The 11,815-nt window shown below is 55.5% G+C and carries 11 protein-coding genes; 5 read left to right on the top strand and 6 right to left on the bottom strand.

Annotated features, from left to right (window positions below; translation table 11 throughout):
* Positions 1-18 precede the first annotated feature (18 nt).
* Complete coding sequence (gene pdxR / locus L2097_RS18730; RefSeq protein ID WP_250353476.1) at positions 19-1,539, top strand: MocR-like pyridoxine biosynthesis transcription factor PdxR; 1,521 nt, start codon at positions 19-21, stop codon at positions 1,537-1,539.
* A 62-nt stretch (positions 1,540-1,601) separates the two neighbouring features.
* Here the strand turns inward: pdxR and rpoH are convergent, their stop codons facing one another.
* The 4 genes from rpoH to ftsY all read right to left on the bottom strand — a co-directional run bounded on the left by rpoH (position 1,602) and on the right by ftsY (position 5,828).
* Positions 1,602-2,459, bottom strand: a complete 858-nt coding sequence (gene rpoH / locus L2097_RS18725; RefSeq protein WP_041851334.1) for an RNA polymerase sigma factor RpoH — start codon at positions 2,457-2,459, stop codon at positions 1,602-1,604.
* Between the two features lie 267 nt (positions 2,460-2,726).
* Positions 2,727-3,785 carry a permease-like cell division protein FtsX gene (gene ftsX, locus L2097_RS18720; protein ID WP_047372777.1) on the bottom strand — a complete coding sequence of 353 codons (1,059 nt, stop codon included), beginning with the start codon at positions 3,783-3,785 and terminating at the stop codon, positions 2,727-2,729.
* A complete protein-coding gene (ftsE, locus tag L2097_RS18715) occupies positions 3,778-4,446 on the bottom strand; it encodes a cell division ATP-binding protein FtsE (protein WP_041851332.1) in 669 nt (222 codons plus the stop codon). Before ftsE ends, ftsX begins: the two co-directional genes overlap by 8 nt.
* Before the next feature lie 2 nt (positions 4,447-4,448).
* Positions 4,449-5,828, bottom strand: coding sequence for a signal recognition particle-docking protein FtsY (gene ftsY, locus L2097_RS18710; protein ID WP_047372776.1), 1,380 nt, complete (start codon positions 5,826-5,828; stop codon positions 4,449-4,451).
* A 190-nt stretch (positions 5,829-6,018) separates the two neighbouring features.
* Here ftsY and rsmD point away from each other — a divergent pair, with 190 nt between their 5' ends.
* The 4 genes from rsmD (at position 6,019) to zntA (ending at position 9,909) form a co-directional block, all read left to right on the top strand.
* Entirely contained in the window at positions 6,019-6,621 is a 603-nt protein-coding gene (gene rsmD, locus L2097_RS18705; RefSeq protein ID WP_047373459.1) for a 16S rRNA (guanine(966)-N(2))-methyltransferase, read from the top strand.
* Positions 6,611-6,880, top strand: a complete 270-nt coding sequence (locus L2097_RS18700; protein WP_223883642.1) for a DUF1145 family protein — start codon at positions 6,611-6,613, stop codon at positions 6,878-6,880. Before rsmD ends, L2097_RS18700 begins: the two co-directional genes overlap by 11 nt.
* Before the next feature lie 125 nt (positions 6,881-7,005).
* The gene (locus tag L2097_RS18695; RefSeq protein ID WP_047372774.1) at positions 7,006-7,632 is read left to right on the top strand and encodes a lysoplasmalogenase; all 627 of its coding nucleotides are present in this window, start codon (positions 7,006-7,008) and stop codon (positions 7,630-7,632) included.
* Positions 7,633-7,707: 75 nt separating this feature from the next.
* Positions 7,708-9,909: a Zn(II)/Cd(II)/Pb(II) translocating P-type ATPase ZntA gene (zntA, locus tag L2097_RS18690; protein WP_250353475.1), complete on the top strand. Its 2,202-nt coding sequence runs from the start codon at positions 7,708-7,710 to the stop codon at positions 9,907-9,909.
* 83 nt (positions 9,910-9,992) lie between these two features.
* Here zntA and L2097_RS18685 read toward each other — a convergent pair whose 3' ends face one another.
* Positions 9,993-11,279 (bottom strand): TRAP transporter large permease, encoded by a 1,287-nt coding sequence (locus L2097_RS18685; protein WP_047372772.1) that lies wholly within the window; start codon positions 11,277-11,279, stop codon positions 9,993-9,995.
* Positions 11,280-11,289: 10 nt separating this feature from the next.
* Positions 11,290-11,799: a TRAP transporter small permease gene (locus L2097_RS18680; RefSeq protein ID WP_250353474.1), complete on the bottom strand. Its 510-nt coding sequence runs from the start codon at positions 11,797-11,799 to the stop codon at positions 11,290-11,292.
* Positions 11,800-11,815: the final 16 nt, after the last annotated feature.

The raw sequence follows: 11,815 nt of genomic DNA, 5'->3' as shown, positions 1-11,815 counted from the left end.
ATAATTAAGGGATCCAATTTGCGCTCGCTCGTGTGTGATTTACTGCAGTTGCGTCTGGACGAACAAACCGAAGGCAAACTGCATAAGAAATTATATAACGCGATTCGCCTGTCGATCCTCGAGGGGAGTCTGGCCCCGCAAAGCCGCCTGCCGCCGAGCCGTGATTTAGCCGCAGAACTCCTCCTGTCGCGCAATACGGTGTTGACGGTTTACGAGCAGCTTGTGGCGGAAGGTTACGTCGTTTCCCGTGCCGGAAGCGGCACCTTTGTGGCACAGACGGTGCCAGACAGCCTACTTTCAGCGCCTCTGTCGCCTGCCGGACACGGTGCGGGCGATCTTCCCTCTCATCTTTCCTTGCGGGGCCAGGCGCTACTGCAAAAAAGCAGCGCCAGCCCGCGCCAGTGGGGAGCATTTTTGCCCGGTGTGCCCGATGTTAGCGCCTTTCCACACGCCCTGTTTCGTAAAATCCAGACCCGTATCAGCCGCAAGCCCCAGGCCAGCCAACTCTCTTACAGCAATGCTGGCGGTAGTCAGGCATTGCAACAGGCGCTGGTGGAATATCTGCGCGTCACCCGCTCCGTGCGCTGTAGCGCCGGGCAAATCCTGATAACCGAGGGTATTCACCAGGCCATCGACCTGGTGTCGCGCATGCTGTGTAATCCCGGCGATAGTGCATGGATTGAAGAACCAGCCTACTGGGGTATTCGTAACGTCTTGGCGATGAACGGTGTCGAACTGCAGGCAATTGACGTCGATCTTGCCGGCATGCAACCGCCGGATACCGGCTACACACCCCCCAGGCTAATTTTTGTAACCCCTTCTCATCAGTATCCGCTGGGCTGCGTAATGAGCCTGGAGCGGCGCCAGCGCCTGTTGGCACTCGCCCGGCAGACGGGAAGCTGGATTGTTGAGGATGATTACGACAGCGAATTTCGCTTTTCCGGCCAGCCGATCCCCGCGTTACAAGGGCTGGTTGATGACGCACCGGTTATCTACACCGGGACATTCAGCAAAACGCTCTACCCCGGTCTGCGTCTGGGTTATCTGGTGTTGCCACGGCCATTAATGCATTCGCTAAAAACAGCGCATGCAGAGCTGTATCGCGGCGGCCGATTGCTGGATCAGGAGGCGCTGGCACAGTTTATTACCGAGGGACATTACACCGCACATATCCGCCGGATGCGTCTGCTCTATGCCCGCCGCCGCGCCCGACTGGCGGGCCTGATTATCGATGCGCTGGGCAAAGAGGCGCTAAGCGAATATAACGACAATGCCGGGTTACACCTGGTGCTTTCACTGCCTGCTGAATGTGATGACGTGGCGCTTGCCAGGCGCGCGAATGAGCGGGGGGTCCTGGTGCGAGCATTATCACGGTATTACTCCGGCGACAAGCCGTTGAAGGGACTGCTGATGGGGTTTGCTGCCATGGAGGAAGAGGAGATGGACGCGGCGTTTAAGGTCTTGCTGGCCTGTCTGACCCCGGATGCGGCGTCGCCTCATCCGAGCTACCCAGTAACAGCCCTGAAAACAGAAAACTGAACGCCAGAAAACAAAAAGCCGGGTAGCTCTCGCTGACCCGGCCCATTATTTAACGTACAGAATTACGCTTCGATCGCGGCACGCAGTTTCTTCATCGCGTTCTTTTCCAGCTGACGCACACGCTCAGCGGAAACACCGTAACGATCTGCCAGTTCCTGCAGCGTTGTTTTGTTCTCTTCATCCAGCCAGCGAGCACGAATGATCGCCTGACTACGCTCGTCGAGACCTTGCATCGCATCCGTCAGCTTATTGGCGGCCTGCTCTTCCCAGTTATCGTCTTCAATGCCATCGGCAAAGTTCGACGATTTGTCCTGCAGATAGAGAACCGGCGCCATAGGCTGGCTATCGGAAGATTCATCATCTGGCGACATATCGAAAGTCATGTCCTGCGCCGCCATACGTGATTCCATTTCACGCACGTCTTTGCTGGTCACGCCCAGTTCCCGGGCCACCATTTCCACTTCGTCCTGGTTAAACCAGCCCAGACGCTGCTTGGTTTTACGCAGGTTAAAGAACAACTTACGCTGTGCTTTGGTGGTCGCGACTTTCACAATACGCCAGTTACGCAGCACGTACTCATGAATCTCAGCTTTAATCCAGTGCACGGCGAAAGAGACGAGGCGCACACCCACTTCGGGGTTGAAGCGACGTACGGCTTTCATCAGGCCGATATTGCCTTCCTGGATCAGATCCGCCTGCGGCAGACCATAGCCCGAATAGTTACGAGCAATATGAACAACAAAGCGCAGGTGTGACAGGATCAGCTTCTTAGCTGCTTCCAGATCGCCCTGGTAATGCAGCTTTTCAGCCAGTGCCCTTTCTTCATCAGCCGTCAACATCGGCCATGCGTTAGCGGCCCGGATATAAGATTCCAGGTTACCAACAGGGGCTAAAGCTAAAGTTTGCATTTCTTTGGTCATTCAAATCCTCTCAAATTACATTCGACTGGCGGCGGTCTGTCCCCATCAGGCAACACACATGCCAGCGTTAATGAGCAACGAGAATATCATCCACTCTTGTATCAGACAGTGATTTTATCCACAAGTTCCAGGCTGGATTGTGAATAAATTAGGCACAAAATGTGACATAAGAATGAAAAACCGCGGCAAAGGAAAGGAGATATACGCTATACGCTTTCCCTGCGACGGGAATACTGCATTGCAGGGAAAGAGTATATCAGACTTTTTTTACTGCGGAGTAAAGTGACGTAAATGTTGCACAGTTGCAAGCCAGGCAGCAACCCAGCCAATCATTGAGCACACCAGCAACAGTAGCAGGCATTCATCAAACGACAGGCCGTTCAGATCGAACTTCGTGCCGAAGACCTGCGCCACTTCGCTCACCGCAGAGGAGAGCCGCAGCACCAGAATCTCAGAAAGAATCAGTGATAAAAATGCGCCACTAAAACCCAATAGCGCCCCGCCATACAGGAAAGGACGCAGAATAAAACCGTCCGTTGCGCCAATTAATTTTTGTACGTTAATCGTGTCACGGCGGGCAAAAATGCTCAGACGGACGCTGTTGCCGATAACGAGGAACACCGCCGCTACCATCAGCACGCCAATCATTGCCGACACCCGACCAACCAGCCCGGTTAGTGCCGCAAGGCGGGCAAACCAGCTGTCGTCCATCCGCACTTCATCAATACCGTGCAGTTTCGAAATACGATCGCGCAGGGTTTTCAGCGATTCCGTGCTCTGGAAATCGAGTTTAGGAATCACCACCGCCACCGCAGGCAGCGGGTTCTCTTCAAGCATATCCAGCGCACCGCCAAAACCAGACCAGTTGCGGAATTCGCCGAGCGCATCCTCACGAGAAAGGTAGTTTACCTTTTCTACACCCTGCTCAGCCTGGAGCTGACCAACCACCTGCGCCGCTGCGTCATCATCCAGCGCCTTATCGAAATAGACCGTGATTTGCGGGGACGGATAATACTGCGACGCCGCCTGGTTCACGTTTTTGTACACCATATAACAGACGCTCGGCAGCGTCAGGGAAATGGCAATCACCATTACCGTCAGGAAGGTGGCAAAAGGTTTACTTTTCAGGTCCTGAAGGGCGCCCTGGAAGGCATAACGCACCTGTTCGTTAAAGACGTTGGTCTTACGCGAACTGACTTTCGGCGCACCTTTACCACGTCGTGGTGCGCTACGGCCTGCATCACCGGCACCGCCCGCCGATTTACGAAAACGGTCCAGCTTGCTGCCGAATTGCCGCATTTGATTCAATGCATCACGCTTATTCACCCGCCAGGCCTCCATGCAAATGGCCATCGCTTAAAGTCAGCATGCGGTACGAACGCCGGGAAATCAGCCCCAGATCGTGCGTCGCCATTAACACAGTGACCCCAACACGATTGAACTCCTCAAACAGACGTAAAATCCCTTCGGAAAGGGCATCGTCCAGGTTACCGGTCGGTTCGTCTGCCAGCAGCACCGCAGGTTTGTTCACTACCGCGCGGGCAATACCCACGCGCTGTTGTTCACCGCCGGAAAGCTGAATTGGAAAACTCTTCGCTTTGTCGAGCAGACCTACCTTGTCCAGCGCTGCGGAAACGCGACGACGGATGTCATCACCGCTGGCCCCGGCAATGATCAACGGAATAGCCACGTTGTCATAGACCGTCCTGTCCATCAGCAAATGGTGATCCTGGAAAATCATACCGATCTGCCGACGCAGAAACGGCACTTCACGGTTTTTCAGGCGCGTAATATCGTGCCCGCCAAACACAATTTTCCCGGCGCTTGGCCGCTCAATGCCACAGATAAGCTTGAGCAGGGTACTTTTCCCTGCGCCGGAGTGGCCGGTCAGAAAGGCCATCTCGCCCGGTTGCAGATGGAATGTCACCCCCTGCAACGCTTGTCTCCCACCGAGATAGGCTTTGCTGACGTGTTCAAAGCGAATCATTGTTAATCCTCTCGGGCAAAAAGTGCCTCTATAAAATCGCCCGCGCTAAACGGACGTAGATCCTCAATACGTTCGCCGACCCCGATGTAGCGGATAGGAATGCCAAACTGATCCGCTACCGAGAAAATCACACCGCCCTTCGCCGTACCGTCCAGCTTGGTGAGGGTGATACCCGTCAGGCCAACGGCTTCATGGAACAGTTTGGCCTGGCTTACCGCATTCTGCCCGGTGCTGGCATCAATGGTCAGCATCACTTCATGCGGTGCGTCTTCGTCCAGCTTTTTCATCACGCGGACGATTTTTTTCAACTCTTCCATCAGGTGCGCTTTATTCTGCAAGCGCCCGGCAGTATCGGCGATGAGCACATCCACATGACGTGCTTTCGCGGCCTGGATGGCATCGAAAATCACCGAGGCGGAATCGGCCCCCGTATGCTGGGCGATAACCGGAATATTGTTACGCTGCCCCCACACCTGCAACTGCTCGACAGCCGCGGCACGGAACGTATCCCCGGCGGCCAGCATCACCGACTTGCCCTGTTGTTCAAACTGACGCGCCAGTTTACCAATGGTGGTCGTTTTACCGACTCCGTTGACGCCAACCATCAGAATAACAAACGGTGTTTTGCCTTCAACATTCAGCGGTTCATCAACTTTGGCAAGGATGTCACCCATCTCTTCTTTGAGCAAACCATACAGTGCCTCGGCATCACGCAGCTGTTTGCGCGACGCGCCTTCAGTCAGACTCGTAATGATTTTACGCGTGGTTTCCACCCCGACGTCGGCAATCAGTAACTGCTCTTCCAGTTCTTCGAAGAGATCATCGTCGATTTTTTTACCTCGGAACAGACTGATAAATCCGGAACCGAGATTCTCTTTTGTTTTCAGCAGGCTGCGTTTGAGTCGCGCAAAGAAACCTTCTTTAGTCGGTTTCTCTTGTTCAATAACGGCCTCTTCAACAGCCTCCTGGGCTGGCTCTTCGACTTCGTCAACCGGTACCACCACCAGCGCTTCTTCAGCCGCGTCCGCAGCCAGCGCCTGGGCTTCCAGCTCTTCATCGCTTATCGCCGCGTCTTCGTCGACAGGCTCCTGCTCCGGCTGCCACTCTTCCGCAGCACCTTCCGGTTCGTTCACCTCTTCCGGCAGCGGCAGCTCTTCACGCGCCACAACCTCAGGCTTCAGTTCCTCTTCTACTGGCTGCGGCTTTTCGCTTTCAACCAGCTTTTCAGTAACCTCAATGACCTCTTCTGCAAAGGTTTCGCTCTCTTCCTGGGTATGCGGCGACTGCGTTTCAGTTGCCTGCTCCGCTTCTTTTTCTTTTACCTGATCTTTTTGCCCAAAGCCCAGCCAGGAAAAAAAGCCACGTTTCTTCTCATCTGCCATTTGCGACTACACTCCTCGCGGTTTATTCATGGCGCAGCCCGTACTGGCGCAACAGGGCTGAAAATTAGGGTTAATTAGAGAGATAGTCTATCACTTTCCTTAACTCGCATCACCGCCTGCGGATTAAGGTTTCGCGCCGCGTCGGGCATCGTTAGAATAGCAGGCCGAAATGATGAGCTAAGCGATGACCATGAAGAAACCCAATCGGGCCACCACCGGCCAGATACGTATTATTGGTGGGCAATGGCGGGGACGCAAACTCCCGGTGCCGGACAGCCCTGGCTTGCGCCCGACAACTGACCGTGTGCGCGAAACCCTGTTTAACTGGCTGGCGCCGTCCATGGTCGACGCGCGTTGTCTCGACTGCTTCGCCGGAAGCGGCGCGCTGGGCTTAGAAGCCTTGTCGCGCTACGCCGCCAGTGCCACGCTACTCGAAATGGAACGCGGCGTCGCACAGCAGTTGCAGCAAAACCTGGCAACATTGAAAGCCGCCAACGGTAAAGTGGTCACCGGGAACACGCTGGCATATCTTGCCCAAAGCGGTACCCCGCACAATATTGTGTTTGTCGACCCGCCGTTTCGCAAAGGGATGCTCGAAGAGACATTAACCCTGCTGGAAAACAACGGCTGGCTGGCCAATGGCGCGCTAATCTATGTTGAAAGCGAAGTTGAAAATGGCCTGCCGCCGGTCCCTGCAAGCTGGAGTTTGCACCGGGAGAAAGTCGCGGGACAGGTCGCCTACCGCTTATATCAGCGTGAATCACAAGGAGAGGAAAATGAACATACTGATTAATCTGGGACGGCTGTTAATGCTTTTTGTCTGGGCTTTTTTGCTGCTGAACCTGTTTTCCCCGTTTCCTAAGCCGCTGAATATTTTCGTCAACGTGGCGCTGTTTTTCACTATCTTTATGCACGCTATACAGGCGACGATGATGAAAAAAACGCTGCCGAAAGACGGCCCGCAAATGACGCGGCTTGAAGAATTTCGCATCTTTGTCTTTGGCGTTTTTGAGCTGCTTATCTGGCTGAAAAAACTGAAAGCAAAAAAATAAAAGGCACCTTTTTAAGATTCCCCTGTCTTCCGTAACATTGTCATTCATCTGCTACGACCACTAAACTCATAAGTAGAGCCGTGGGCATGGTGCTCGCGATACAATAACGGATTCAGGGACTTAATATGCTTTGGTCATTTATTGCTGTCTGTTTTTCCGCCTGGCTGTATGTGGACGCTTCCTACCGTGGGCCAGTCTGGCAACGTTGGGTATTCAAACCTGTCACGCTGCTGCTGTTACTGTTACTGGCCTGGCAAGCCCCCATGTTTGATGCCATCAGCTACCTTGTACTCGCAGGTTTGTGCGCCTCGCTGATTGGCGATGCGCTAACCTTACTGCCGCGCCAGCAACTGCTCTACGCCATTGGCGCCTTCTTCCTTGCCCACCTGCTTTACACAATCTATTTCGCCACGCAGATGTCGCTCTCCTTCTTCTGGCCGCTGCCGGTTGTGCTACTGGTTGTTGGCGCCGTATTGATTGCGGTGATTTGGTCGCGTCTGGAAGAGCTGCGTTTACCCGTTTGCACATTTATAGCCATGACGCTGGTGATGGTCTGGCTGGCTGGTGAGCTGTGGTTCTTCCGTCCCACCAGTCCGGCGCTCTCTGCGTTTGTTGGCGCGGCGTTGCTGCTGATAAGCAACGTTGTCTGGCTGGGTAGCCATTACCGCCGCCGCTTCCGCGCCGATAACGCGATTTCCGCGGCCTGCTACTTTGCCGGGCACTTCCTGATCGTGCGTTCGCTGTACATTTAAAACGCTTGACTCTGGAGTCGACTCCAGAGTGTATCCTCCGGTTAATGAGAAAATTATCATTCACCGGAGGATGCAATGACACCCCTCGACAATAAAAATCCCCCGCAGTTTGCGGCCATGAAACTTCGCCCGTTACCCGAGAAAACGGCGCCTTGTACGTGCGACGCCCCCTGTGAAACTGCCGCCGCGCCCCTCGAAAATATCAATGGTGAACGTTACAGCTGGCGGGTAACAGGGATGGACTGCGCAGCCTGCGCCCGCAAGGTGGAAAATGCCGTTCGCCAGATAGCCGGGGTCAATCAGGTTCAGGTCGCCTTTGCTACCGAAAAACTCACTGTCATTGCCGATAACGATATCCGCAAACAGGTGGAAAACGCTGTTCAACAGGCCGGGTACGCCGTGCAGGATGAAAACGCGCCCAAAGCGTCTGCACCATCGCGCTGGCAGGAAAATATGCCACTTCTGATCCTGATTGTGCTGATGGCAATCAGTTGGCTGCTGGAGCAGTTTAACCATCCGCTGGGCCAGACGGCCTTTATCGTGACCACCCTGGTGGGGCTCTATCCCATTGCGCGCCAGGCACTGCGCCTGATGCGTAGCGGTAGCTGGTTTGCTATCGAAACGCTGATGAGCGTTGCCGCCATCGGCGCACTGTTTATCGGTGCGACGGCAGAAGCCGCCATGGTGCTACTGCTGTTCCTGGTGGGCGAGCGGCTTGAAGGCTGGGCAGCCAGCCGCGCCAGAAAAGGGGTGAGCGCACTGATGGCGCTGAAACCGGACACCGCCACGCGCATCCGCGAGGGCGAGCGGCAGAGCGTTAGCGCACAGGACTTGCGCCCCGGCGATGTTATCGAGGTCCCGGCAGGCGGGCGCTTACCGGCGGATGGCAAGCTTTTGACGCCGTTCGCCAGCTTTGATGAGAGCGCACTGACTGGCGAATCTCTGCCCGTCGAACATAGCAACGGCGACAGCATTCCTGCAGGCGCAACCAGCGTTGACCGTCTGGTAACGCTGGAGGTGGTGTCCCGCCCCGGCGAAAGCGCGATTGACCGTATCCTCAAGCTGATAGAAGAAGCCGAGGAGCGCCGCGCGCCCATTGAACGCTTTATCGACCGCTTTAGCCGGATTTACACGCCGGTGATTATGGTTATCGCCCTGCTGGTCGCCGTGTTGCCGCCGTTGCTGTTCTCGGCAGACTGGCTGGCGTGGATCTACAAGGGGCTGACATTGCTGCTGATTGGTTGCCCGTGCGCACTGGTTATCTCAACACCAGCCGCCATTACGTCAGGCCTGGCCGCGGCGGCACGTCGTGGCGCGCTGATTAAAGGCGGCGCGGCGCTGGAACAACTTGGCCGCGTTCAGCATGTGGCGTTTGATAAAACCGGCACGCTGACCATCGGGAAACCGCAGGTTGTCGGCGTGTATCCACTGGCCGGGAGTAACGAGGACTCCCTGCTGGCATTGAGCGCTGCCGTAGAGCAGGGTTCGACCCATCCGCTGGCGCAGGCTATTGTGCAGGAAGCCCTGACGCGCAAACTGGTACCGCCTCAGGCTACCGGGCAGCGCACGCTGACGGGTAAAGGTATTGAGGCGCGGGTTGAGGGTCAGTTTATCCGCCTGAGCGCACCGGATAAGCTGCCGCCAGAGGTACTGGATGCCGCGCTGCTGGCCGATATCAATGCCCGCGAAAGCCAGGGGGAAACGGTGATCGTCGCCCTGCGTGATGGCGTCGCGATTGGCTCTCTGTCACTGCGCGATACCCTGCGAGAGGATGCGCGGGAAACCATCGCCGCACTGCGTAATCTGGGCGTGGAGGGCGTGATATTAACGGGCGATAACCCGCGCGCCGCTGCCGCGATTGCCGGAGAGTTACAGATGGACTTCCGCGCCGGGCTATTACCCGAAGATAAAGTGAGCGCAGTTACCTTGCTGAATCAGGATGCGCCGCTGGCGATGATTGGTGATGGCATCAACGATGCCCCGGCGATGAAAGCCGCGACCATTGGCATTGCGATGGGCAGCGGGACGGACGTGGCGCTGGAAACCGCCGATGCGGCATTAACCCATAACCGGCTCGGCGGGCTGGCGCAGATGATTCGCCTTGCCCGCGCCACGCAGGCCAATATCCGGCAGAACATTGCTATCGCGCTGGGGCTGAAGGCCATTTTCCTGGTGACAACATTGCTCGGAATAACCGGCCTGTGGCTGGCGGTACTGGCAGATACCGGCGCGACGGTGCTGGTAACCGCCAACGCACTGCGTTTATTACGCAAATAAAAAAACCCCGGATGTCGCTTCGCTAACCCGGGCTACTCTTTTACCGTAGCCCGGGTTAGGCGTCAGCCGCACCCGGGAATTTCTTACTGCATTCCCAGCACCCCAGGCAGCCAGAGAGAGATCGCCGGAATATAGGTCACCATTCCCAGCACAATCAGCAGCATCGCGTAAAACGGCAGCATCGCCTTCACCACCGTTTCAATTTTCTGCTTACTCACCGCACTGGCAACAAACAACACCGATCCGACGGGAGGCGTAATCAATCCGATCCCGAGATTGACCATCATGATCATGCCAAAATGAACCGGATCAATCCCCAGTGCATTCGTCACTGGCAGCAACACCGGCGTCAGGATCAGGATGATCGGCGCCATATCCATCAAGGTACCGATCAGCAACAGCATGATATTGAGATACATCAGAATGACGTATTTGTTATCCGACAGCGATGTGAAAAATTCGGTGATGCGCATCGGAAGCTGCATATAGGTCATCACGGCGCCAAAGGCGGCCGCAAAGCCGATGAGAATCATCACAATGGTGACCGTCTTAACGGTGCGGCACATCAACTTCGGCAGCTCATTCCATTTGTAATCCCGGTAGATAAACATGGTGACGAAGAAGGCCCACAGGCAGGCGACAGCGGCAGATTCCGTGGCAGTAAAAATCCCGGAAAGAATACCGCCGAGAATAATCACTACCGTCATCAGCCCCCATAGTGCATCAACGAACATTTTGATCGCCTGCTTAAACGGAATCCGCTCCCCTTTCGGGTAACCGCGTTTGTGGGCAAAACCCAGACATAACACCATCAGGCTCACGCCCAGAAGCAAACCCGGCAGTACGCCCGCGATAAACAGCGTCGCAATGGATACCGTGCCTCCCGCCGCCAGCGAATAAATGACCGAGTTATGGCTGGGCGGGATCAAAATCGCCTGCACCGACCCGCTGGCGGTTACCGCCGCCGCGTATTCGCGCGGATAGCCCTTCTTTTCCATTTCCGGGATCATCACGCTGCCGATGGACGCCGTATCGGCGACCGACGAGCCGGAAATCGCGCCAAAAAAGGTCGAGGCGACAATGTTCACCAGCGACAGCCCACCGCGGATAAACCCGACAAACAGATAGGCGAAGTTGACCAGCCGCCGGGCGATTCCCCCTTCTGCCATGATCGCCCCCGCCAGAATAAAAAACGGGATTGCCAGTAGCGTGAATTTGTTCACCCCACTGGTTATCTGGATCATCAACGCCTCCAGCGGAAGATCAATCCACAGCGCGCCGGCAACGGCGCTCAAACCTACCGCAAAAGCAACCGGCATCCCCAGCGCCAGTAAAAGGGCGAGGGTGAACAACAAGACAAATGCATCCATTTTTCACCCCTTACCCATGGTTGCCAATCAGTACGACCGGGCGGTTTTCCTGCGAGCCGAACAACAATCGTTCAAGCACGAACAGGATGAGAATGGCCGATCCTATCGGCAATGGCAGATAACTTTCGCCTGAGGTCAGCAAGGGAAACTCCGCAACAGGTTGTTCCCAAAGTTCTACGCATAGCCAGTAGCTGTACCAGCACATGATCCCCGAGATCAGCAGCATCAGCAGATCAACCACTCTCGCACAGAGGATCTTAAGCGTTTCAGGCAGACGATCCGTGAGCATGTTGACCGCAATATGGGAACCGCCGCGGTATCCCACCGCCGCGCCAATGAACGTAAACGTCACCATGCAGATAATGGCGACAGGCTCCGGCCATGACTCTCCGCGATTCAGTACGTAACGCGAAAAAATGCCGATCGGAATAACAATCGTCATTACCAGTAGCGATATTCCGGCCACCGCCATGGCGAACAGGTACAGGCGATCCATCCACTTTAAGTAGAGTTCTGACATACATTCTCCGCAGAAA

The sequence above is a fragment of the Citrobacter sp. MNAZ 1397 genome, from assembly GCF_023613995.1.
Classification (GTDB): domain Bacteria; phylum Pseudomonadota; class Gammaproteobacteria; order Enterobacterales; family Enterobacteriaceae; genus Phytobacter; species Phytobacter ursingii.
Note: the sequence above shows the minus strand (reverse complement) of the source record. Positions and strands in the feature narration are given on the sequence as shown.